Here is a 23,683-nt window from a genome sequence, read left to right as displayed (position 1 = left end):
TGCTGGCCGCGAGCTCAGCGGCCGGTGCCCATCCGGCCACGCGCGCAACTCACAAGGGCGGACAAATCGAGCCCGTAGGTCGGCCCCTCGCCTGAACCGTACTCCTCGAGTCGGGCCGCACCGCGCTCGAAGATCCGGAGCGCGCCAACGCTGTTCCCCCGGGCGGCGTGGGTGAGCCCGACGCAGATCTGGGCGAGACCTTGCCAAAGGTTGCGTTCTTGGGCCGGCCCAGCTTTCCATCGGGCCTCAAGTACCTCATGTGCGGCAAAGGGCCGGCCCGCTTCAACCAGGCTCCGGGCCGAGACTAACGTCTCCGCCGGCGGCAGCGGCTCCTCGGAGACCGGCTCCACGCCGGCGCTTCCGTACGGCAACGGCCGTCCAAGAGCGTCACGTGGCCGGGCCTGCCGCGGGCGCCTTGAAGCATCCCGATCCCGGTCACCGGTCATTGCAGTTTCCGCTCTGAGTGTCTGTGGACCTTAGCAACCTTCATCCGCCTAATGCTATAGCTCGGCCCTTCGAACCGAGCCGTGCACTTCGCCCTGGGCCGCATGCTTTGAATTCTTGGTTTGCGTTTAAGGATCCCCTTGCGGGCTGCGCCATGCGCCAAATAGCGCTGTGAGAACCCCGCCATTCACCGCCGAAGTCACAGATTTTGAGAGTGGTTCCGGGCTCCCCCGTCAGTACAGGCACAAAAGGTCGTTTCAGACCCCAATTCACACCTTGAAGTACTTCGCCTCCGGGTGGTGGAACACGAACGCGTCGGTGGACTGCTCGGGGTGCAGCATCAGCTCATCGCTCAGGACCACACCCATCCGCTCGGGCTTCAGCAGCTCCACCACCTTGCGGCGGTCCTCCATGTCCGGGCAGGCCGGGTAGCCCAGCGAGAACCGGGCACCGCGGTAGTCGAGCTTGAACAGCCCCGCCTTGTCCTTGGGCTCCTCCGCGGCGAAACCCAGCTCCGTGCGGATGCGTGCATGCCAGAATTCTGCGAGCGCCTCGGTGAGCTGCATGACCAGGCCGTTGAGCTCGTAGTAGTCGCGGTATTGGTTGGCAGCAAACATTTTGGACGTGAACTCTTCAATCTTCGCGCCGGCGGTGACCAGCTGCACCGGCAGGACGTCCACCTGGCCCGATTCGCGCGACCGCACAAAGTCGGCCAGGCACAGGTGCCGGTCGCGGCGCTGGCGCGGGAAGTCGAAGCGCAGCCGCTCGGTGCCGAGCGGGCCGCCCGAGCCGCCGTCGGGGGCGAGCAGACCCGCGGTGCCGAGGACGCCGTCGGGGTCCTCGCCGTGGTGGAGCACCACCACCTGTTCCCCCTCGGTGACCACCGGGAAGTAGCCGTAGGCGACGGACGCATCCAGCATCCCCTCGCCGAGGATCCGGTCCAGCCAGTACCGCAGGCGCGGCCGGCCCTCGCGTTCCACCAGTTCCTCGTAGGAGGCGCCGTCCTCGCCGCGGCCGGGCTTGAGCCCCCACTGCCCCATGAACGTGGCGCGCTCGTCGAGCATGGCCGCGTAGTCGTGGAGTGCCACGCCGCGCACAATGCGGGTGCCCCAGAACGGCGGCGCAGGCACGGCATTGTCGGCGGCGACGTCGGACCGGCCGGGCATGGCCTCCGGTTCGGTCACCGTGAACTTCGGGCCGCCTTTGTGGATCCGCTTCTTCAGCGGCGGAAGGCCGACGTCGTCCGGGTCGGCGCCGCGGGCCACCTTCACCAGCGGTTCCATGAGCGAAAGGCCCTCAAAGGCGTCCTTGGCGTACCTGACCACGCCATCGAACTGTTCCGCCAGGTCCTGCTCCACGTAGGCGCGGGTCAGGGCTGCACCGCCGAGGACGATCGGCCACTTCTTCGCGAGGCCGCGGGACTGCAATTCCGCGAGGTTCTCCTTCATCACCACGGTGGACTTCACCAGCAGGCCGGACATGCCGATCACATCGGCGTTGTGCTCCTCCGCGGCGGCGATGATCTCGGCGATCCCCTGTTTGATGCCAATGTTGATGACTTTGTAGCCGTTGTTGGTGAGGATGATGTCCACCAGGTTCTTGCCGATGTCATGCACGTCGCCGCGCACGGTGGCGATCACCATGGTGCCCTTGCCCGAGGAATCGGACTTCTCCATGTGGGGCTCGAGCAGCGCGACCGCATTTTTCATCACCTCGGCGGATTGCAGCACGAAGGGCAGCTGCATCTCGCCGGCGCCGAAGCGCTCGCCTACCACCTTCATGCCCTCGAGCAGCTGGTCGTTGATGATGCCGAGCGCGGTCATGCCCTCGCTGCGGGCTAGGTCCAGGTCATCTTCGAGGCCCTTGCCTTCGCCGTCGATGATGCGCCGCTGCAGGCGCTCGCCGGTGGGCAGCGCCGCGAGTTCCGCAGCGCGCTGGTCCTTCAGCGCCGCGGTGTCGACGCCGGCGAAGAGGTCCAGCATGCTCGCCAGGGGGTCGTACGTGACGTTGCCGTCGGCGTCGTATTCGCGTTTGTCCCAGACCAGGTCCAGCGCCACTTTGCGCTGTTCCTCCGGCAGGGAGGCGAGCGGCACGATCTTGGCGGCGTCGATGATGCCGCTGGTCAGGCCCGCCTGCACAGCCTCGTGCAGGAACACCGAGTTCAAGGCGATCCGTGCCGCCGGGTTCAGGCCGAAGGACACGTTGGAGACGCCGAGGGTGGTGTTGATCCCGGGGTACTTCGCGGTGATCTGGCGGATGGCCTCGATGGTTTCGATGCCGTCCCGGCGGGTCTCTTCCTGGCCGGTGGCAACGGGGAAGGTCAGGGCGTCGACGATGATGTCCTCCACCCGCATCCCCCACTCGCCCACGAGGGAATCGACCAGGCGCGAGGCGATGGCGACCTTGCCCTCGGTGGTGCGGGCCTGGCCTTCTTCGTCGATGGTCAGGGCGATCACGGCGGTGCCGTGTTCCTTCACGAGCGGCATGATGCGCGCGAAGCGGCTCTCCGGGCCGTCGCCGTCCTCATAGTTGACGGAGTTGACCACCGGGCGGCCGCCGATGAGTTCGAGCCCGGCCTGCAGCACGGGCGGTTCGGTGGAGTCGATGACGAGCGGGAGGGTGGAGGCCGACGCGAAACGCGAGACGACCTCCTTGATGTCCGCCACGCCGTCGCGTCCCACATAGTCGATGCACACGTCCAGCAGGTGCGCGCCGACGCGGACCTGCTCGCGGGCGATGTCGACGCAGTCGTCCCAGCGCTCGTCGAGCATCGCCTGGCGGAACGCCTTCGAGCCGTTCGCGTTGGTGCGCTCGCCGATGGCGAGGTACGCGGACTCCTGGTCGAAATTCACGTGGTGGTAGAGGGACGCGATGCCGGCTTCGCGCTCGGTGGGGACGCGGGCGCTGCCGTTGCTGCTGGCACTCGTCTGGCTGGTGCGGAAGGGCGCAAGACGTTCGACGACGGCGGCCAGGTGCTCCGGCGTCGTACCGCAGCAGCCGCCCACCAGGCCCAGGCCGAATTCCCGCACGAACTGCTCGTGGGCGGTGGCGAGTTCGGTGGGCGAGAGCGGATAGTGCGCACCGTTGGGACCGAGGACGGGAAGGCCGGCGTTGGGCATGCAGGCGATCGCCACGGAGGACTGCTTGGAGAGGTGGCGGAGGTGTTCGCTCATCTCATCCGGCCCGGTGGCACAGTTCAGGCCGATGGCGTCGACGCCGAGAGGCTCGAGCGCGGTGAGTGCGGCGCCGATTTCGGAGCCCATCAGCATGGTGCCGGTGGTTTCGACCGTCACCTCGACGAAGATCGGGAGCCGGACGCCGCGGGACACGATGGCCTGCTTGCAGCCGTTGACCGCGGCTTTGGTCTGCAGGAGGTCCTGGCTGGTCTCGATGAGGAAGGCATCCGCTCCCCCGTCGATGAGGCCCTCGGCCTGCAGGGCAAAGGTCTGCTTGAGGTAGTCGTAGCTGGTGTGTCCGAGGCTGGGGAGCTTGGTGCCCGGCCCCATCGAACCCAGGACCCACCGCATCCGTCCGTCTGTTTTTTCCGCCGCTTCCGCGCGCTCGCGGGCGATCGCTGCGCCCTTCCGGGCAAGCTCTTCAATCCGGTGGTCAATGCCGTAGTCGGAGAGGTTTGACCAGTTCGCACCAAAGGTGTTCGTTTCCACCGCATCGATGCCCACCGCGAAGTAGGCGTCATGGATGTCGGCGAGGACATCCGGCCGCGTGGCGTTGAGGATCTCGTTACAGCCTTCCAGCCCCAGGAAGTCTTCTTCCAGCGAGAGGTCCCGGCTCTGCAGCATGGTGCCCATCGCGCCGTCGGCAATGACCACCCTGTTGTTCACTGCGTCCAGGAGTGCTTGGGCGCGGACGGGACGGGGAACGGTGTCGATATCAAGCGCGAAACGAGGCATCTAAACAGGTTACGGGTGGGGGCGTAGACGGTGCGCTGTGTGTCCGTGTGCTACGACGGCAGTGGCATAGCTCGCTCCTCCCAGTGGCAACTGCTGAGGCGCGTAGAGCGCGACGTCCTGTTCTTCCCCAAGGAAGCAGAAATCACCTTCGAGACCCCCGACTACGGCATGGGCTTCTTCACCGCTCACGGCTCGATGTCCTCACTAAGGGACCTCTAAGCGGCCCTGGTCCGTTGCTGCCCCCACCAGGCGGTTATGCACCAACTACAGGCACCACGACTTGCCCCTGCAGCAACAGCCATCCAGCACCTGCTGTTGCTGCAGGGGCAAAGACGTCCCACGGCGCGCATCACGAGATCCCCTTAGAAGCCTTGAAAAACAATTGACTTGAACGCTTGTTCATGTCAGAGTGGTTGCAATTTAGCGGTCCATGTCACAAGAAAGTGTTCACCATGAGTAGTCAGACGATCGAGTCTTTGGAAGTCCACATCGACAGGGCCGAAGAACTTTACGATCTGCTTAACGAGGCGGAGGCCGTGCTCCGGCAAGCAGCACTGACCCGTGGGTCTGCCGGCATTAGGGTCACCCGGCATGATCCTGCCCGGTACACATTCGAACTCAGTGACACGGTTCCGTTTGGCGAGACCTGGGAGCAGCCGAGCCGGTGACCGTCGTCGCGGGCCTCGTTACCGGACTGGTCCGTGCGGTAACAAGTCTCCCTAGCGGACACGCCCGGGCGCGGTCTGCATCCCTTCAGCCATCGTCCGCGGGCACGGGCACGGGCACGGGCACGGGCACGGGCACGGGCACGGAGTGGTTGTATTCCGCGGTGACGACGACGTACCCGTCGAAGGAACCGATAACCTCCGACCAAGCCGTCCCCGTCGCAAGCGGGCCCAGCGGGACATAAGAGCTGAACCGAACTCGCCGCCCTTGCTTCTCAAAATATCAGCAATGCATCGAATATCGCTGCGTCGTCTCATCCGTCAATCCTGAATAACTTTACAAAGCAATTAGGCGCATTACCGCAAGTGACTGGCTTGTGAATACTTATAGTTCTCCTGTAAACATTGCCCTCCGGCAGCTGTTTGCGTATGACTAAAATCACCTTTCACATTTTTGGTCGCGTTGAGATTGAGAGCTATTTTATTTATATGCTTTCGAGAGTGTCCCCTGTCGAAAGCATGGGGGCTCCGCTTACTATCCCCTCCCAGCGGAGCCCCCTCCCCCCTTTACTTTGGCATCCCACCCCCTTGGATTCACGGCTTATTTGTTGGTCACCCCAGTGTGAGCGTAAAGATCGAGTACCTTCTGCGAGGAAACCCTGCGCGTCGAATATTTGAACACAGGCTTGCACTAATAAGCAGCCTGACCACAAGCTGATTTTCATAAGCAAATTGATTATTTGACTTTGAGTAATCGCTTGTCACATCACAGTAAATTTTTGGTATTTCCGAGGTTTGTTTCTAGACTGGAGGTTAAAATGGGTCCATTGAGTGCGGAGTCGGGTTTTTCTGGCGGCAAGGTTTGAGGGCCCTTCGTCTCTAAGCGTGGTTGGGTGTTTTCTTTCGGTAGGGGCGGTGTCCTCCGGCGGCGAGTAGGTTTCTGATTCTGTAGTTTTTGAAGTTGCGGAAGCCTCGGGCGATTCTGCGTGTGGTTTCGATGACTCCGTTCACGGCTTCGGTGGGGCCGTTCGAGGCTCCGCCGGTATCGAAGTACGCCAAGATCGCTGTCTTCCATGCCCGCAGGCTCCGCCCGAGCCTGGCGATCTCCGGGATCGGGCAGGTAGGGAAGCTCGCGAGGATCTCGGTGATGAGCGCCCGTCCCTTCTCGGGGCGGGCGTGGTAGACGGCCCGGAGCTTTTGATAGGAGTGCCAGGCGATGGTCACCTCGCTGTTCGGGTCGCCGGCCTCGAGCTTTTTTTCGAGCCTGGCGACTTGTTTCTCGGTGAGGGACTCTATGCCTTGCTGCAGGGTTCTGCGGATGCCATAAAGCGGGTCGTCCTTCCGTCCCCGGTGACCGAGAGTGTCCTGCTGGACCCGGCGGCGTACGTCGTCAACCATGCCTGTTCCTAACTTCACGATGTGGAACGCGTCGACCACGGTGATGGCTTCGGGGAGTTCGTCGCGGATAGCGTTGGCGTAGCCGCGGAACGGGTCCAACGTGGCGACTTTGATGCCGTTGGTGAAGGTAGAGCCTTGTTCTTTGAGCCAGTCCCCGTAGGCCTTTCCGGACCGGCCAGGCACCAGGTCCAGAAGCCGTGCGTGGACGTTGCCGTGGGCGTCGCGGGTGTGGTCGATGATGCCGGTGACCATGCCGGTGCCGGGGAACCCGGTGTGTGTCCAGACGTGCTCGTCCACGCCGAGGGCGTCAATGCCCGCGAGCCGTTCGGGCCTTCCAATCCGGCGGGTTGCTTCGGCCTCGATGCCCTTCCAGAGCGCCCGCCAGGAGACGCCGAGCTGGTGGGCGAGGGCCGAGACGGAGGCGTCGTATTTCTCCAGCGCATCGACGGCCCAGCGCACGGCCCGGTTGGTCAGGATCGCCCGCTTCCCGGCCAGCGGATGTTCTTCGCTGAAGACCTTCTTGGGGCAGTGTTCGTCGGGGCAACGCCACACCCGTTTGGCCCAGATCAGCCGGGCAGGTCGGCCGAAACACGGGATGTCATGCAGACGGATCTGCCGCCGGCCGTGGCCCACTGCGACGACACCACAATCGGGGCAACCATTGATGGTTTGATCGGTTTCGACGTGGACGATCAGGCCGACGGCGGCCTTGGTGACGGAGGTGATGTGCACGCCCGGGACACCCAAAAGGGCGTCGGCACGTTCACACCACGACCCGCCGGAGCAGGAAGTAGAGTGGGACAAGTCGGGGTCTCATTTGAAATTGGAAGCTTGGTCGCTACCAATTCAAAGAGGCCCTGACGCATCTCTCCCGATGCCACGCCGGAATAGCCCCAACCCGAAAACCTAGCCGGACCCAACCACGCTTAGAGACGAAGGGCCGGTTTGAGGTACGCCGTGACTCCGGGCGGGAGGAAGGCCGGGCGGATGCGGCAGGGCCGTCCCACGGGTATGTCCGGGCCGGAGCCTCAGCGCCTGTTCGGTCGTGCCCTGGACGCTATCTCCGAGGGATCGCTCATCACCGATGCAAATCAGCGCATCCTGTATGCAAACGCTGCGTTCACCGCAGTCACCGGATACAGCGTGGAGGAAGTGTCGGGACGGAACTGCCGGCTCCTCCAAGGCCCGGAAACCGATTCGATCGTTCTGGCCGCACTGCGGAGCAGCCTTCTCCGCGGTGGGAGCTTCCGGGGCGAGGTTCTGAACTACCGTAAAGACGGCACCCCGTTCTGGAACGCACTCACGGTCTCTCCCTTACGGGACGACACCGGCAGGATAACGAATTTTGTCAGTGTCCAGCGCGACGTCACGGCCCAGAGGAAGGTTCACGAACGCCTCCAGTTTCTAGCCCTTCACGATTCCCTCACCGGGCTTTCCAACCGCACCGGACTGGATCGTCATCTTTCCGGACTTGCCCGGCGCATCGTCACCGGCACAGAACATTCAGCGATCGGCGTCATCGACCTTGACGACTTCAAAACCATCAATGACACTTTCGGCCACGAGGCAGGCGATGCCATCCTGACCGAGTTCTCCCGTCGTCTTCGGGGGAAGCTGCGCGCAACAGACTTTCTTGCACACCGGGGCGGAGACGAGTTCGTCGTAGTAATCGAAGGTCTGGACCTGCGCCACGCCCGCGAACAACTTCAGCCCATTCTCGCCCGCCTTCACGAAGCAGTGGACACCGCCTTCAGCCCCGGTCCCGGTCCCGGCATCAGCGTCACGCTAAAAATGAGCCTGGGCATCACGTTGTTGCCACCCGGTCAGGAACCCGGAAATGCCGTCTTCCGGCGCGCTGATGCTGCCCTGCACCACCTCAAGTCCGGCAACGACGTCCGCGATCCTTGGTGGCACTTGGACACCACGCCACCGACTGCACCCGACGGCAGAACGCTGCAGCCGGGCACAGCCGAACCAGACCGAAACGCAGAGGAAAAAGTTAGATCCGTATACGACTCGCATATCTACCACCGGAGGCTCTTCAACGGAGGACTGCATCTCTTGTTTCAACCCGTGATCGATCTGCGCACCGGGGATCTCCGGTTCCTGGAAGCGTTGGCCCGACTCAGGCTTGAAGACGGCACCATCTTGTCGCCGGGCGACTTCCTGCCGATGCTCACCCCCCAGGACTTTGACCAGCTCTTCAAGGCCGGACTGGATCTGGCGTTAGGCCAGCTTGGTGTCTGGGACCTCGACGGGCGCCATCTCAGGGTCAGCGTCAATGTCTCGCCCTCGACCCTTCTCCACCCTGACTGCGCACACTGGATCACGTCCACCCTGGAACGACACAACATTGCCCCGCACCGCCTCATACTCGAGGTCCTGGAAGACCATATCGATGACGACGCAACCCAGAGCCAGGCATTCACCGCAATATTGGCACTGGGCGTCGGCCTGGCCATGGATGATCTGGGCGCCGGCCACAGCAGCCTTCGACGACTGACCGCTCTAGCATTCAGCACCGTCAAGATTGACCACAGAATCCTGAGCCAACTCCGTACATCCCCCATCCCCACCATGACATTCCTGGCCACGATGGCCCAGATGGGTCAAAACATGGGCTGGGACGTCATCGCCGAAGGCCTCGAAGACGACGGAATCACCGAAGCCGCAACCGTCCTCGGAATCCCCTATGGCCAGGGCTACCACCTGACTCGGCCTCTACCGGCCGCCGATGTACCGCCCTGGATTACGGATTTCACCCCGCCAAACCGCTCTGGGCTTATGCGTACACTCTCCGGAGCACTTGCCTACCACTGGCAGTTCGCCCGGCTCGGCGCCCCGCACACCGGACCAGCCGGCGCCTGCCCCATGACAGAGCTTTTGAACCACATCGGAGCCAGCAAAGCAGAACACTGGCACCGGCAACAACACACCGCCCTCGGCGATCATCTCGCTTCCTCAGCCGAACTTCTCCAATGGCTCACCATCCAAACGACCGGCGACGGGCACGCCGGGAAAGCAGAAAAACTTTGACCGGCCCCACTGCCCCGGCACCTCCGGGCCGGTTTGCCACTCAAGATCCGGACCTCTCAGCCAGCCGGAAGGAAAAGGAAACCATCCAATGACCGAATGCAAAATCCGCGCCCGCGGCGTTCCGGAAGTACCCCATGACCGCCGCTCCGGATTACCGCCACGCAGGCGCGCAGACCCGGAGGCGAATGATCTCTCCGCCGCGCTATGGACCGAGCGTCGGCACCTGACAGAACTGCTCGGAATCCTAAACGAACGCGCAACCCAGATGCCGGAACAAGGAAATCCCGCGATACCAGCCAGGCTCCAACGAAAAGTGGACGAGCTCCGCACTGCGGGTCTGGCACGAACCCTCGCCGCCGATGCACTGTCCCAGGCCTGGGGCATGTCGGACGAACCGACACTTCCGGAAGTGGTCGTCCACGCGCACACCCAACCTTGGGTCTTCATCTTTTCCTCCCACTTGGACTCCATGGAAGACCTGCTCGATCAAATAGGACACTCCCCCAGCCGCCCGGCCACCGCACCTGCCTCTCCGCACCAACGCAGCAAAGTCCCCTATGGAATTTCCACCACCGACGTTCATACAAGCACGACCCGCCCGTCCAACCTCATACCCCGGACACTCCTGCATTTCATCCACGGCCCCCTAGCACGGCCCATCCTCGGACGCCTTGCCGCCGGATCCGCACGTCAGACATGACTTCGGGCCGGTCCAATCCAATAAGAAGAGGAACCAGCACCCTGGAAGGGGACAGAACACCAACGCTGCCCACAGTGTCGGGGGTTATACGCGGAAATGCTCGAGCCCCGTGGTTGCCGGGGCCGACAGAACCGGCCAAAGAGCCGTCGCCAGGGTCAGGGGCCCGTCGTCCGGAACGCTCACGGAACACACTGAGGATCGGATGCACCGCAGACCGGACGTCGTCCTGGCCGCGGCACGAGGTCTGAAATTGCCCCGGCGTCACTTCGACAATTGTCCGCATGCCGGCGTCCGTCAGAAGAAAGCCCGGCACGGCCGTCGGTCCGGTTTAGAGGACGGATGAAACCGGCTACCTCGGCGGCGGCACCGACCTCGTTCCCTACGGATTCTCGCCGGGTTGGAACGGCAGCATTCCGACAGCCTAAGTTACGTCCGCTAGAAGAGGAATCCGATGAGTCCGGCAAATTACCGATAATTCGTAATGCGTTTATGCTGCCATCCGGCATGAACTATGGTTGCCGCAACGGATCTCATGCCGAGGCATCCGCCGATGGTCGGGGGGCCACACATGAACACCGAAGTTGTCACGCCATCAAGCGGTGCTCTGGCCGGGCTGGTGACCCTGAAAATCGAGCGGGTGCTGGAACTGGCCAGGACCCATTTGCAGATGGAAGTCTCGTTCCTCTCTCAATTCACTTCGGACAAACAGATCTACCGGGCAGCGGACGGCGACGCGGAATCCTTCGGAATCACCCTTGGCGACGGACCTGAGTTGCCGACCACCTACTGCCAGAAAATGGTTGAGGGGCATATTCCCAATGCCGTACCGGACAGCGCGGCGGAACCGGTGGTACGGGATCTGGCCACGACCATCGACCGGCGTATCGGCAGCTATATCGGTGTTCCCCTGCGCCTCTCGGATGGAAGCCTTTACGGCACATTCTGCTGTTTGGGTCACAACGCCGAGTCGTTGAGTTCACGGGATGTGGGCTTTATGGCGCTGTTGGCCGAAGTGCTGGTCGAGGAGCTGGACAGCCAACACCGGTTGAACCAGGAGCGCTCACTCATTGCGGGGATCCTGACCACACAGTCAATCGCGATCGCTTACCAGCCGATAGTGAACCTGCACGACGGCCGGCGGCTTGGACTTGAGGCGTTATCACGGTTCTCGGCCGGTCCCCCCGACGTCATCTTCCAGACCGCCCATGCCGCCGGGCTGGGTGTCGACCTCGAAGCACTCGCCGTGCGTTGCGCGATCACGGTCCTTCCCCGATTGGCCACCGACCAGTATCTCGCCGTGAACCTGAGCCCAGCCGCCGCCCTCGAGCTGTCGAGCCGGGCCGTCGACCGGCCCGATCTGGACCTGGGAAGAATCGTCCTTGAGGTCACGGAAACCGCTGCCGTGGAGAGCTACGAGACGCTCAGGCGCAGCCTGGCGCCCCTGCGCGAACAAGGACTGCGCCTGGCTATCGACGATGCCGGAGCCGGCTACGCTTCCCTCCACCACATCGTGGAACTGCGTCCAGACATTATCAAGATCGACCGGTCTCTCATCAACGGCATGGCCTTAAACCGCTCGCGCCGCAGCGCCGTTCGGGCCTTCACCGCCCTCGCCGAGGACCTCGGCGCCGCAACCGTCGCCGAAGGCGTTGAAACCACCCCGGATTTGAAAACCGCCCGCGAGCTCGGGATCACCGCCGCCCAAGGCTACCTGCTGGGACGCCCCACCCTTGATCCCGCAGACCTGTTCCATGCATAGGCCTGTCCAACACCTTCCTGACCGAGCCGCCGGCCAGCCCGAACCGCGCCCGGGACTCCAACTCCCGGAATCACGCGAGCAGGCGATCGCCAAGGCGGCCGCGGCCCTTCCTCCTGCCCAGTGCACCCCGCGTGCGGGCGGACTGCGTCCGTGCCGGGTGTCACGGCCCGCGACATCCGCGGACGTCGGGCAAAAGTACGGAAACTGGGCGCCCGAAGCACACACAACAAGTTGGGACCGCGTCATCTCGAGTCTTATCGATTGGTCAAAGGTTTCGTCCGTGTCGGGCGGGCGGGAGCTACTTTCGGTCCGGTGCGGTCATACCATGGGGCACATGAATGTTGGCAAGGTCCAGGTACGCCCGGGGTGGAAGCGGCAGTGACCGGTGACAGAGATCGTGATGCTTCCAGTCGCCCTCGGCAGGCCCGGCCGCGTGACGCCCTTGGACGGCCGCTGCCGTACGGAAACGCCGGCGTCGAGCCCGTCTCGGAAGAGCCGCTGCCGTACGGAAACGCCGGCGTCGAGCCCGTCTCGGAAGAGCCGCTGCCGTACGGAAACGCCGGCGTCGAGCCCGTCTCGGAAGAGCCGCTGCCGCCGGCGCAGACGCTTACCTCGGCCCGGAGCCTGGTCGAAGCAGGCCGGCCCTTCGCCGCCCATGAGGTCCTCGAGGCCCGCTGGAAAGCCGGGCCGGCCGAAGAACGCAACCTTTGGCAGGGTCTCGCCCAGATCTGCGTCGGGCTCACACACGCCGCCCGGGGGAACAGCATCGGTGCGCTCCGGCTCGTCGAACGCGGGGCCTCCCGACTCGAGGAGTACGGTTCCGGCGAAGGGGCGGTCTACGGGATCGACTTGTCCGCCGTTGTGGAATGCGCACGCGACCGGTTGCGCACCGGAAGCTGAACTCGCGGCCAGCATACAAGCGGCGGCGGCGGGACTATGTCGGGGCCGCTGAGAGTTCCTTGACCAGCAACGTCCCCCACAAGGCGACCCGGCCGCAGTGAGGCACTCTGTACGGCCGTCGACTTCCCTGGACGGTCCCCGGCCGCAACCCATTCCGGGCTCTCTTCGGCGTGAAAAATTCCATCCAGATACGTGATGGTCCCGCCTGGCCATCCAGCGCCCTTAAACCTCCGCCACGGGAGCCGCGAACTGCGCCTCGTACAGCGCCGCATACGCCCCGCCCGCCGACAGAAGCCCCGTATGCGTCCCCTGCTCCACGATCTGGCCGGCTTCCATCACCAGGATGAGGTCGGCGTCGCGGATGGTGGACAGGCGGTGCGCAATGACAAAAGAAGTACGGTCAGACCGCAGCGCGCTCATCGCCTTCTGCACCAGCACCTCGGTCCGGGTATCCACGGAAGAAGTCGCCTCGTCCAGAATCAGCACCGACGGCCGGGACAGGAACGCCCGGGCGATGGTCAGCAGCTGTTTCTCCCCCGCGGACACGTTGGACCCCTCGTCGTCGAGCACGGTGTCATAGCCGTCCGGCAGGGAGTGCACGAACCGGTCCACGAAGGTCGCCTTCGCCGCCTCCAGAATCTCGGCCTCGGTAGCAGAGGGCCGGCCGTAGGCGATGTTGTCCCGGATGGTCCCGCCGAACAGCCACGTGTCCTGGAGGACCATGCCCATCCGCGAGCGCAGTTCGTGCCGGGCCATCACAGTGACGTCCACGCCGTCGAGCGTGATCCGGCCTCCATCCAGCTCGTAGAAGCGCATCATCAGGTTCACCAGTGTCGTCTTCCCCGCCCCCGTGGGGCCGACGATCGCCACCGTCTGCCCCGGTTCGGCCACCAGGTTCAACGATGAGATCAGCGGCTTGTCCGGCGAGTAGGAGAACGAGACGTCCTCGAACTCCAGCCGCCCGCGGGTCACCTCCGGCGTCAACGCCAAGTCCGGGTCGCTCAGCTGCTCCTCGGTGTCCAGCAGGTCGAACACCCGCTCGGCCGAGGCTACGCCGGACTGCAGCAGGTTCGCCATGGACCCCAGCTGGGCCAGCGGCTGGGTGAACTGCCGCGAGTACTGGATGAACGCCTGAACATCGCCGAGCTGCATCGCCCCGATAGCGACCTGCAGGCCGCCCACCACGGCGATGCCCACATAGACGAGGTTCCCGATGAATGTCATGGCCGGCATGATCAGCCCGGACACGAACTGCGCGCCGAAGCTCGCCTGGTACAGCTCCGTATTCTTCTGCCGGAATGTTTCCTCCACCTCGCGCTGCCGGCCGAAGACCTTCACGAGTGCGTGCCCGGTGTAGGTCTCCTCGATCTGGCCGTTGAGCTCGCCGGTGTGCTTCCACTGCGCCACGAACAGCTTCTGCGAACGCTTCGCGATCAGCGCGGTGGTCACGAGGGTCAGGGGAATCGTCACGAGCGCGATCAGTGCCAGCGTGGGCGAGAGCAGGAACATCATCACCAGCACCCCCAGCACCGTCAACAGCGAGGTCACCGCCTGGCTGATGGACTGCTGCAGGCTTTGCGAGACGTTGTCCACGTCGTTCGTGACCCGGCTGAGCAGTTCCCCGCGCTGCACCGAGTCGAAGTAGCGCAGCGGCAGACGGTTGATCTTCGCCTCGATCCGCTCCCGCAGCCGGTACACGGTGCGCTGCACGATTCCGTTCAGGATGTATGCCTGCATCCACATAAACGCCGACGCCAGCACATACAGCGCGAGCGCCCACAGCAGCACAGTGGACAGCGCCGTGAAGTCGATCCCGGTGCCCGGCGTCAGCGTCATCGCGCTGAGCATGTCCGCCCGCTGGTTCTCCCCCGACGCGCGCAACTGCGCGAGCAGCTCGGCCTTACTAACCCCGGCGGGCAGGTCCCGGGACACAACACCGGCGAAAATCAGGTTGGTGCCCTCGCCGAGGAGCCGGGGTCCGATCACCGAGAACGTCACGCTCACGACGGCGAGCGCCACTACCAGCGTCAGCCACAGCCGCTCGGGGTGCAGCTCCCCCAGCAACCGCTTGGCGGAGGGGCCGAAGCGCATCGCCTTTTCCGCGGGAATATTCATTCCCGCGAACGGGCCGCCGCGCCCGGGTCCGCCGGCCGGCCGCGGAATCCGCTCGCCGTTGCCGCCAGACCCGTTGCCCCCACCAGCGCCCCCAGCGCCACCAGCGGACGAGGAGGCGGCCGGCGTCGTGGCCTTCTCGGTGCGGCTCATACCGTCTCCTCCGCCGCCAGCTGCGAGTTCACGATCTCCTGGTACGTCTCCGAAGTCTCCAGCAGCTCCGCATGCGTGCCGCGCCCCTCGAGCCGGCCGCCGTCGAGCACCAGGATCTGATCCGCGTCGGTGATGCTGGAGACGCGCTGGGCGATTATGACCAGGGTGGCCCCGGCGGTGTGCCTCCGGAGCGCCTGCCGGAGCCTGGCATCCGTGGCGGTGTCCAGCGAGGAGAACGAGTCGTCAAAAATGTACAGCTCGGGCCGTTTCACGAGCGCCCGGGCGATCGCGATCCGCTGCCGCTGCCCGCCGGAAACGTTGGTGCCGCCTTGGGAGACCGACGCGTCCAGGCCGCCCTCCATCTCGCGGACAAAGCCCTCCGCCTGCGCGATGGACAGCGCCCGCCACAGCTCGTCCTCGGTGGCGTCGGGTTTGCCGTAGAGCAGGTTGCTGCGGACCGTCCCGGAGAACAGGTAGGGCTTTTGCGGGACCAGGCCGATGTGTCCCCAGAGCAGGTCCGGGTCCAGCTCGCGCACGTCCACGCCGTCGATCAGGACGGCACCGTCCGTGGCGTCGAAAAGCCGCGGCATGAGGTTCACCAGGGTGGTTTTGCCGGAGCCGGTGGCCCCGATGATCGCCGTCGTCTGCCCGGCCCGGGCGGTGAAGCTGATCCCGGCCAGGACGGGCTGGTCGGCCCCCGGGTAGGCGAAGCCGACGCCGCGCAGTTCCAGTTCCCCGCGCCCGGTCCGGCCGGCACCGAACCCGACAGGGTTCAGCGGCGGCCGGACGCTGGACTCGGTGCCCAGCACCGCCCCGATCCGGTCCGCGGAGACGGCCGCGCGCGGGATCATGATCGCCATAAACGTGGCCATCATGACGGACATCAGGATCTGCATGAGGTAGCTCAGGAACGCGATCAGCGTGCCCACTTGCATGGAGCCGTCCTGGATCCGGAAGGAGCCGAACCAGATCACGGCCACGGAGGAGACGTTCAGGACCAGCATCACCGTGGGGAACGCGAGCGCCATGAGCCGGCCGGCGCGCAGGGCCGTGTCCGTGACGTCCGCGTTGGCCTTCCCGAACCGGGCGGTCTCGACGTCCTCCCGGACGAAGGCCCGCACCACCCGGATGCCGGTGAGCTGTTCGCGCAGGACCCGGTTGACGGTGTCGATCCGGGCCTGCATGAGCCGGAACAGCGGCACCATCCGGGTGATGATGAGCCCGACGGCGGCCAGCAGCGCCGGCACGCTCACGGCGATCAGCCAGGACAGCTGCACGTCCTGGCGCACCGCCATGATCACCCCGCCGATGCTCAGCATGGGCGCGGCGACCATGAGGGTGGCGCCCATCAGCACGAGCTGCTGGACCTGCTGGACGTCGTTCGTGGAGCGGGTGATCAGGGACGGCGCGCCGAAGCGGGTGACCTCCTGTTCGGAGAACGCCCCCACCCGGGTGAAGATGGCGCCGCGCAGGTCCCGGCCCACCCCCATGGCGGCCTTCGCACCGAAGTACACGGCCGTGACGGCGCAGGCTATCTGGACCACGGTGATGACCAGCATCAGGGTCCCGACCCGCAGGATGTACCCGGTGTCCCCTTTCGCGACGCCCTCATCGATGATGTCCGCGTTCAGGGTGGGCAGGTACAGGGATGCGATGGACTGCGCCAGCTGGAAGACGACGACGGCGAGCAGCAGCCCGCGGTGCGGCCGCAGGTATTCGACCAGCAGTTTCCAGAGCATCCGGCCTCCCGCCCAGGGGTCCACCCACACACAGTGGTTCGAGAGCCAGTTTACGACCGGTTGCTGTGGGCAATCGTTGGCGGGGAATCCAGGCGGGGAAATCCAGCCGGGCCCGGAACACCCCGTCATCTTCCGTGGAAACGCCGCTGCGGCGGCTAACGTTCAAGGAAACCCCCGCCTGAAGCGAAAGTTCCCGCCGCATGAATTACCGAGGACCGTACCGGCCCGCACCACCGGCCAGCAACGACCGACCCAGCACCGGCCGGCGCAACACTTTCGTGGCCCTGGCCGCCACCTTACTGGTCCTGGCCGCCGTCCTCACCTTTGCCGCGGTCCGCACGGGGCCGGTTCCGGCGTCGGGCTTCCTGGCGGGTATGCCGCACGGCCAATCGAAGCAGGCCGCCGGCCCGGTGGCCGACTCTGCACCCGGGGCCGCACCGCACACCGCCGTCGACCCTGCCGCCGGGATCCAGAAGATCGTGGCAGAGAACCCCGACCACCGGATTGGCGTCGCTATCACGGACACCGCCGGCGGAACACCGCAGACCTATGGCGACGACGCCGCCTACGCCGCGGCCAGCACCGCGAAAATCCTCACGGCGGCCGCTTACTACCACCTGGTGGAAACCGGAGAGAAGTCCCTGGACGCCCCGTTGGGTTCCTTCGACGCCGCCTTCCAGATCCAGGCCATGGTCAACACCAGCAGCGACGATTCCTGGCTGCTGCTCATGCGGGACATCGGCTACCCCGAACTGACCGCCTACGCCACCTCCCTCGGCATCGACTACGACCCGGAAGAGAACCTCCTGACCCCTCAGGACATGGCGCTCCTGCTGCAGCGGCTCGCCACGGGCAAGCTGCTCGACGCCGGACACACCGCGGAGCTGCTGGGCTACATGCAGCAAACCAACGACGAGGACCTCATTCCGGCCGCCCTCGACCCTGGCATCACGGTCCACCACAAGTACGGGGTGGTCGAAGGCTACGTCCACGACGCCGCCCTGCTCGAAGCAGGCGGCCACACCTACGCCGTCGTGATCTACACCTGGGGTCCCGACGACGCCGACAGCGACGCCCGCATCGACCTCATCCACCAGCTCACCCAGGAAATCACCGGGGCATTGTTCGGGCTCTGACTTCGGCGCCTCAGCCGTTCAGCACCACATTCACCGGCGGCTCCCCCGCCAGCATGAGCTCAATCTGCCGCTGGAGCAGCCGTCCCATCCGCGGCCGCATCGCCGAACTGGCCCCGCCCACGTGCGGGCTGATGATCACGCCGGGGGTCCGCCACAGCGGGTGATCCTCCGGCAGGGGCTCGGGATCGGTGACGTCAAGGGCGGCACGGATCCGTCCGGAGGCGGTGTGCCGGACCAGGGCATCCGTGTCCGCCACCGGCCCCCGGGAAACGTTCACGATCAGGGCACCGTCCGGCATGGCCGCGAGGAAGGCGTCATCAATCAGGTGCCGGGTGGCATCGCTCAGCGGAACCCCCACCACCACGATGTCGTGCTCCGGCAGCAGCGCGTGCAGCCCGGCAATGCCGTGGATGTGGCCCCGCCCGTCCGTCCGTTCCCGGCTCGCCACCCGGGTCACACTGGCTTCGAAGGGCAGCAGCCGGTCCTCGATCGCCTTGCCCACGCCGCCGTAGCCGACGATCAGGACGCGGCGGTCGGCCAGGCTGGCGGTGGGCCGGGCATCCCACCGGCCCTCCTGCTGGTTCTGCAGCACGCGGGGGAATTCGCGCTGGCTGGCGAGGATCAAGGCAAGAGCCAGTTCCGCCGTCGAGGTTTCATGGACCCCGGCGGCGTTGGCGAGGACCCGGCCGGCCGGGAGGAAGTCCACGGCCCCGTCGTAACCAATCGACTGGCTCTGCACCAGCGCCGTTTCCACAGCCTCCAGACTCCGCAGGGGCTGCGGACCGCCCATGTAGGGAGGCACCGCAATGTCGATCCGGGACTGCGGCGGCTCACCGGCGAAGTCCCATTCGAGAACGGTGACGTCCGGGTGCGGCTGGAGGAACTCGCGCAGCGACGCATCCGGCAGGCTGACAGTGATCTTCCGGTTCATGGGTGCCAGCCTAATCGAGCCGCCGGCAGAACAAGCCGGCCGGCGTTCTGTGTGCCGGGACACAGAACGCCGGGCAGGGGCCTTGCTACGGTGATAGCAGAAGACGCCGGACCCATCCGCCGTCGCGGAAAGGTGCATCCCGTGAAGAGACCAGTCCTGGCCGTCGCAATTGCGGGGATCCTCGTCGCCCTGGGTGCCTCATCCTGCGCCGCCCCTGCCGGGACAACGGCCGGGACCGCGCCCGGAACGTCCACCGCAGCCGCAGAGCCCAGCGCTCCGGCCTCCGCCGCGGCGGGGGCCGGGCAGCCCGCGGGCACAGCCCAGGCCGGTACCTACACCCCGTATACCCCCGAAGCTGTGTCCTCGGCGTCGGAGACGGACAAAGTAGTCCTGTTCTTCCACGCCACATGGTGCTCCACCTGCAAACTGCTCGCCTCCGACATTGAGGCCAACGCCGCCAACATCCCCGCCGGCGTCAAGATCCTGAAAGTGGACTACGACTCCGAGACCGCGCTCAAGCAGAAATATGGCGTGACCCTCCAGCACACCCTCGTGCAGGTCCGGCCGGACGGCTCCCAGATCGCCAAGTGGAACCTGAGCCGGGACCTGAACGCCCTCGTCAAGGAAATCCGCTAGCCCGGGCGGCACGCCATGGAGCTCCTACCCCTCGCGTTCCTCGCCGGTATCCTCACCGTCCTCTCCCCCTGTGTCCTGCCGCTGCTGCCCGTGGTCCTCGCCGGGTCGGCCGCCGAGGAGAACCGGCGGGCGCCGTACATCATCATCGCCAGCCTGGCCGTCTCGGTGGTGCTCTTCACCCTGCTGATCAAGGCCACCACCGTGCTGCTGGGCGTTCCCAGCAATGTCTGGCTGATCATCTCCGGGGCCCTGGTGGCCTTCATCGGCGCCTCGCTCGCCTTCCCGCGGATCTGGGACCGGCTCGCGGAAGGGCTCAAACTCCACGAAGCCTCGGGCCGGCTGTCCGCCGGCACGGCGACCCGCACCGGGACCTCCCGCAACGTGCTGCTGGGTTTCTCCCTCGGCCCGGCTTTCACCAGCTGCAGCCCCACCTACGGGCTGATCCTCGCCGCCGTCCTCCCGGCCAACTTCACCGTCGGCCTGAGCAACCTCGCCGCGTACACGGTGGGCCTGGCCGCCGTCCTGCTGCTCGTGGCCCTGGGCGGGCGCAAAGTGACCAAACGCCTCGGCTGGGCGACAAACCCCAACGGCAGGTTCCGCCGCGGCCTCGGCGTCTTCCTGGTCCTCGTGGGCCTGCTGATCGCCTCCGGCCAGATCCGCACGATTGAAACCTGGCTGATCGATCGCGGCTTCCTGGGCACCGTGGCGTTGGAACGTGGCTTCATCGACTCGGCCCAAGGCCAGCAGGGCACCGGCAGCACCGGCAGCACCGACGGCGGCGGCACCGACGTCGCCAACGTGCCGAACTTCCTTCGCCAGTCCTTCCCCACCACGGACTTCAGCCGCGCCGATCCCGCCATCGCCAACGTCCTGAGCGGCGGACCGGCCAAGGACGGCATCCCGGCCCTGGACAACCCCGCATTTGTGCCTGTCTCCGAGTTCACCCGGCCGGACAGTGTCCAGGCGCTGCTGCTCGAAGGCAGCACGGAGATCAAGGCCTACCCCTACAACATCCTGGTCTGGCACGAAATCGTCAACGACACCATCGACGGCGAACCCGTCGCCGTGACGTTCTGCCCGCTGTGCGGCAGCGCCATCGTCTACGAAGGCGTCCTGCCCGGCGGCGAAGCCACCACCTTCGGGGTCAGCGGGGCCCTGCTGGAGAGCAACCTGGTGATGTTTGACCGCAGCACCGAGACCCTGTGGCAGCAAAGCACGGGCAAAGCCCTCGCCGGCACCCACTTCGGCCAGCAACTCGCGCTGCACAAATTCCAGCTGCTGAGCGTTGGCGAGATCAAGGCCCCAGCACCCCTCGGCGACAATCCTCAGCGAAAATACCGGCCACCGGCGCGACTACGCCTCCAACCCCTACGGCGGCTACGACCAGGACGACCGGTTCATCTTCCGTCCCAGCTTCAACGATCCCCGGTACTTCGCCAAGGACATCTTCGTCGCCTTCACCGTGGACGGCACCCCGGCGGCCGCGCCCTGGCTGGCCCTGGAGAACGGCCGGAGCTACACCACCGACGTCGGAGGCAAGACCGTCACGCTGACCAAGGCAGACAGCAACCTGGAGATCACCGGACCGGACAACACCACGATCCCGTTCTACTTCGAGATGTGGTTCAGCTGGGCGGTCCAGCACCAGGACGCGGGTGTGGTCTACGACCCGCGGACGGGATAGCCCGGCGGGATCGCTTGCTGAGATTCAGCTGAGAAACGCCCGCAGACAGGGGTGGCGCGGGCGCCGAACCAGGGGCAGGATAAGAAGACCGCACCAGTCGTTCGTTTTTGCCCGAAGACCGGGTCCACCAAGGCCTGCTGGGGGCCTCCGCCCTGAGTCAGCCGTCCAACAGAGTCCACTGTGATCCGCATTTTGATTGCCGAAGATGAAGACCGCATCTCCCGATTCATTGAGAAGGGGCTACGGGCAGCTGGCTATGCCCCTACCGTGGTCGGGGACGGAGTCACGGCCCTGGACTACGCTTCCAGCGGCGACTTCGATCTCCTGCTGCTGGACGTCGGCCTCCCCCGCCTCGACGGGTTCACCGTGCTGAGCGCGCTCCGCCACAACCAGGCCACAATTCCCGTCATCTTCCTGACGGCGCGTGCGGCCCCGGCCGACACCGTGACAGCGCTGGACAACGGCGCCGACGACTACATGGTCAAGCCGTTCCGCTTCGAGGAACTGCTGGCGCGGATCCGGCTCCGGCTGCGCCCGGCCGACGGCGGGGATCCGGCAGCAGGGAACACCATCCGGTACGGGGCGCTTGAGCTGAACCTGCACACCCGCACCGTCAGCATCGGCGCGAAAGAAGTGGAACTCTCGGCCCGGGAGTTCGCACTGGTCGAGATGTTCCTGCACCATCCGGGACAGATCCTGAGCCGGCAGCAACTCCTCAGCCACGTCTGGGGCTATGACTTCGATGGCACCTCCAACGTCGTCGACGTCTATGTGCGCCAGTTGCGGCAGAAGATCGGCCCGGACCATATCGTGACCGCCAGGGGCGCAGGCTACCGCCTCGGCTAGAGACCTACGGACAGGGGATGCCGTGACGTCCATCGAAGACCGGCCCGGCGTAGGCCGCATCACACCCGAGCCGCTGGACATCACGCCCCGGCCCGCAGAGCAGGACGCTACCGGCTGGTCCGCAAAGATCCATTCCGTGCGTTTCCGGGTGGTGGCCGCCATGGTGGGCATGATGCTCGCCGGCCTGGCGGGTTCCGGTCTGATCGCCTTCACCATCCAGTTCGAGGACACCGAAGCCAAAATTGACCAGGCCATCCTGGACAAGGCCACCTCGCTGGTGCGTATTGTGACCGTCAACGGCACCAACAGCAAAGACTCCGAGAGCAGGCGACTCCACGAGGTCGCCGAAGACATCGAGCCCCGCAGCAATGAAGTTATGGCCGGCATCGTGAACGGAGGCGTGGCCTGGACCGTGGAAGGCAGCCCGCACTCCAAACTCATGATGGAGGCGCTGTTCCCCGCCGCCGCCGGGCTCAGGGACCCGGACGGCCCCGCGTTCGGCGAGTTCGATCTGGCGGGACGTCCGCTCAGGGTCGTGGTGGTCCCGCTGATCAGTCCGGCCGGGCCGCCCTCAACGTATCTGCTCGTCGGCCGGGACGCCGGGGACCAATGGGAACACAACCTCGCCTCGGTCCGGACCTACGTGCTGGTCGCGCTCGGGACGCTGCTCGCGGCTGCGGCCATCGGGAGCGTGATCGCAGGACGGCTGCTGGATCCGTTGCGGCGCTTGCGCGAGGCCACCCGCGTGGTCAGCCACGAGGACCTCACCCAGCGGGTGGAAGTACGCGACGGGGCGGACGACGTCACGCTGCTCGCAAAGACTTTTAACACGATGCTGGAGCGGCTCGATGAAGGCGCCCAGCAACAACAGCAGTTCCTGGACGACGCCGGCCACGAACTCCGGACGCCAATCACCATTCTTCGCGGACACCTCGAACTGGTGGCAGTCGATGACCCGGCGGATGTGATCGCCACCCGCGACGTGCTCCTGGACGAGGTGGACCGGATGCAGCGTCTGGTCGACGATCTGCTCCTGCTGGCCAATTCCGGCCATCCCGATTTCCTCCGGAAAGAGCCGATCCGGACCAGCGCGCTCCTGCACCAGGTCATGGAGAAGGTCCATGTCCTCGCGCACCGGAACTGGCACCTCGACGAAACTGCCGACTACCTCGTGGAAGCTGACCCCCAGCGGCTCACCCAGGCGCTTGTCCAACTCGCCGCAAACGCCGTCAAGTACACCGGGCCCGGCTCGACCATCGGGTTGGGCTGCAGTGTGGAAGGCCCGACGGCGCCGGACGGCGCCCCGCTGGCCGCGGCGGATACGCTCCTGCTGTGGGTCCGCGATGACGGCACCGGAATCGCCGTCGAGGACCAGCAGCGGATCTTCGAACGATTCGGCCGGGCCCACCCGGGCCGCGGACAGGAAGGCGCCGGACTCGGCCTGGCCATCGTCACCGCCATCGCCCAGGCCCATGGCGGCACGGCGGCCGTGGAGTCCGAATATGGACACGGCTCGTCCTTCCTGATCCGGATCCCGCTGCAGGACGCGGGGATCCGGATCTGATTCCTCATGAGGAATCCTTCATCTTCCGCTCATCCTTCCCTCACCCCGCGGTCCCAGACTGGAAGTGAC

17 protein-coding genes and 1 pseudogene are annotated in these 23,683 nt (G+C 65.5%); 12 read left to right on the top strand and 6 right to left on the bottom strand.

Translation table 11 applies throughout. From position 1 onward, the window contains the following. Positions 1–14: 14 nt before the first annotated feature. Both KY499_RS13405 and metH read right to left on the bottom strand, forming a co-directional pair. On the bottom strand, positions 15–371 hold the full coding sequence (locus KY499_RS13405) for a DUF309 domain-containing protein (RefSeq protein WP_258190776.1): 357 nt from the start codon (positions 369–371) through the stop codon (positions 15–17). A 342-nt stretch (positions 372–713) separates the two neighbouring features. After that, positions 714–4,355, bottom strand: coding sequence for a methionine synthase (gene metH / locus KY499_RS13400; RefSeq protein WP_219885574.1), 3,642 nt, complete (start codon positions 4,353–4,355; stop codon positions 714–716). A gap of 39 nt (positions 4,356–4,394) precedes the next feature. Between metH and KY499_RS13395 the strand changes: the two genes are divergently transcribed. Next, complete coding sequence (locus KY499_RS13395; protein WP_219885573.1) at positions 4,395–4,574, top strand: hypothetical protein; 180 nt, start codon at positions 4,395–4,397, stop codon at positions 4,572–4,574. Positions 4,575–4,807: 233 nt separating this feature from the next. Then, positions 4,808–5,023, top strand: coding sequence for a hypothetical protein (locus KY499_RS13390; protein WP_219885572.1), 216 nt, complete (start codon positions 4,808–4,810; stop codon positions 5,021–5,023). 876 nt (positions 5,024–5,899) lie between these two features. Here KY499_RS13390 and KY499_RS13385 read toward each other — a convergent pair. Beyond that, a complete protein-coding gene (locus KY499_RS13385) occupies positions 5,900–7,222 on the bottom strand; it encodes an ISL3 family transposase (protein WP_258190775.1) in 1,323 nt (440 codons plus the stop codon). A gap of 183 nt (positions 7,223–7,405) precedes the next feature. Between KY499_RS13385 and KY499_RS13380 the strand changes: the two genes are divergently transcribed. From KY499_RS13380 to KY499_RS13365, 4 genes are all read left to right on the top strand, one after another. Then, the gene (locus tag KY499_RS13380; RefSeq protein WP_219885571.1) at positions 7,406–9,454 is read left to right on the top strand and encodes a bifunctional diguanylate cyclase/phosphodiesterase; all 2,049 of its coding nucleotides are present in this window, start codon (positions 7,406–7,408) and stop codon (positions 9,452–9,454) included. An 88-nt stretch (positions 9,455–9,542) separates the two neighbouring features. After that, complete coding sequence (locus KY499_RS13375) at positions 9,543–10,154, top strand: hypothetical protein (RefSeq protein ID WP_219885570.1); 612 nt, start codon at positions 9,543–9,545, stop codon at positions 10,152–10,154. A gap of 568 nt (positions 10,155–10,722) precedes the next feature. Next, positions 10,723–11,913, top strand: coding sequence for an EAL domain-containing protein (locus KY499_RS13370; RefSeq protein WP_219885569.1), 1,191 nt, complete (start codon positions 10,723–10,725; stop codon positions 11,911–11,913). Positions 11,914–12,291: 378 nt separating this feature from the next. Beyond that, the gene (locus tag KY499_RS13365; RefSeq protein ID WP_258190774.1) at positions 12,292–12,813 is read left to right on the top strand and encodes a DUF309 domain-containing protein; all 522 of its coding nucleotides are present in this window, start codon (positions 12,292–12,294) and stop codon (positions 12,811–12,813) included. A gap of 222 nt (positions 12,814–13,035) precedes the next feature. On the opposite strand, the gene KY499_RS13360 is transcribed toward KY499_RS13365, so the two are convergent. Together KY499_RS13360 and KY499_RS13355 are read right to left on the bottom strand one after the other, a co-directional pair. Further along, positions 13,036–15,078 carry an ABC transporter ATP-binding protein gene (locus tag KY499_RS13360; protein WP_308813045.1) on the bottom strand — a complete coding sequence of 681 codons (2,043 nt, stop codon included), beginning with the start codon at positions 15,076–15,078 and terminating at the stop codon, positions 13,036–13,038. Beyond that, complete coding sequence (locus tag KY499_RS13355; protein ID WP_219887014.1) at positions 15,075–16,817, bottom strand: ABC transporter ATP-binding protein; 1,743 nt, start codon at positions 16,815–16,817, stop codon at positions 15,075–15,077. Before KY499_RS13355 ends, KY499_RS13360 begins: the two co-directional genes overlap by 4 nt. 200 nt (positions 16,818–17,017) lie before the next feature. Between KY499_RS13355 and KY499_RS13350 the strand changes: the two genes are divergently transcribed. After that, complete coding sequence (locus tag KY499_RS13350) at positions 17,018–17,953, top strand: serine hydrolase (protein ID WP_123253741.1); 936 nt, start codon at positions 17,018–17,020, stop codon at positions 17,951–17,953. A 10-nt stretch (positions 17,954–17,963) separates the two neighbouring features. On the opposite strand, the gene KY499_RS13345 is transcribed toward KY499_RS13350, so the two are convergent. Next, entirely contained in the window at positions 17,964–18,884 is a 921-nt protein-coding gene (locus KY499_RS13345; protein ID WP_219885568.1) for a 2-hydroxyacid dehydrogenase, read from the bottom strand. A 141-nt stretch (positions 18,885–19,025) separates the two neighbouring features. Here KY499_RS13345 and KY499_RS13340 point away from each other — a divergent pair, with 141 nt between their 5' ends. The 5 genes and pseudogenes from KY499_RS13340 (at position 19,026) to KY499_RS13325 (ending at position 23,614) form a co-directional block, all read left to right on the top strand. Then, positions 19,026–19,520: a thioredoxin domain-containing protein gene (locus KY499_RS13340; protein WP_123253743.1), complete on the top strand. Its 495-nt coding sequence runs from the start codon at positions 19,026–19,028 to the stop codon at positions 19,518–19,520. 15 nt (positions 19,521–19,535) lie between these two features. Beyond that, positions 19,536–20,774: pseudogene (locus KY499_RS18310) on the top strand (DUF3179 domain-containing (seleno)protein); the annotation flags it as partial. 31 nt (positions 20,775–20,805) lie between these two features. Continuing rightward, positions 20,806–21,204 carry a DUF3179 domain-containing (seleno)protein gene (locus KY499_RS18815; RefSeq protein ID WP_375141150.1) on the top strand — a complete coding sequence of 133 codons (399 nt, stop codon included), beginning with the start codon at positions 20,806–20,808 and terminating at the stop codon, positions 21,202–21,204. A gap of 180 nt (positions 21,205–21,384) precedes the next feature. Then, the gene (locus KY499_RS13330; protein ID WP_123253744.1) at positions 21,385–22,050 is read left to right on the top strand and encodes a response regulator transcription factor; all 666 of its coding nucleotides are present in this window, start codon (positions 21,385–21,387) and stop codon (positions 22,048–22,050) included. A gap of 22 nt (positions 22,051–22,072) precedes the next feature. Next, positions 22,073–23,614: a cell wall metabolism sensor histidine kinase WalK gene (locus tag KY499_RS13325; RefSeq protein WP_123253745.1), complete on the top strand. Its 1,542-nt coding sequence runs from the start codon at positions 22,073–22,075 to the stop codon at positions 23,612–23,614. Positions 23,615–23,683: the final 69 nt, after the last annotated feature.

The organism is Arthrobacter sp. PAMC25284 (assembly GCF_019443425.1).
GTDB lineage: Bacteria > Actinomycetota > Actinomycetes > Actinomycetales > Micrococcaceae > Arthrobacter > Arthrobacter oryzae_A.
The sequence above is the reverse complement of the archived record's forward strand: the minus strand, read 5'-3'. Positions and strand labels throughout refer to the sequence as shown.

Coding starts and splice junctions, on each gene's coding strand:
- KY499_RS13350 (WP_123253741.1), top strand. CDS start 17,018: ATGAATTACCGAGGACCGTACCGGCCCGCACCACCGGCCAGCAACGAC.
- KY499_RS13375 (WP_219885570.1), top strand. CDS start 9,543: ATGACCGAATGCAAAATCCGCGCCCGCGGCGTTCCGGAAGTACCCCAT.
- KY499_RS13360 (WP_308813045.1), bottom strand. CDS start 15,078: ATGAGCCGCACCGAGAAGGCCACGACGCCGGCCGCCTCCTCGTCCGCT.
- metH (WP_219885574.1), bottom strand. CDS start 4,355: ATGCCTCGTTTCGCGCTTGATATCGACACCGTTCCCCGTCCCGTCCGC.
- KY499_RS13370 (WP_219885569.1), top strand. CDS start 10,723: ATGAACACCGAAGTTGTCACGCCATCAAGCGGTGCTCTGGCCGGGCTG.
- KY499_RS13380 (WP_219885571.1), top strand. CDS start 7,406: ATGCGGCAGGGCCGTCCCACGGGTATGTCCGGGCCGGAGCCTCAGCGC.
- KY499_RS13345 (WP_219885568.1), bottom strand. CDS start 18,884: ATGAACCGGAAGATCACTGTCAGCCTGCCGGATGCGTCGCTGCGCGAG.
- KY499_RS13390 (WP_219885572.1), top strand. CDS start 4,808: ATGAGTAGTCAGACGATCGAGTCTTTGGAAGTCCACATCGACAGGGCC.
- KY499_RS13355 (WP_219887014.1), bottom strand. CDS start 16,817: ATGCTCTGGAAACTGCTGGTCGAATACCTGCGGCCGCACCGCGGGCTG.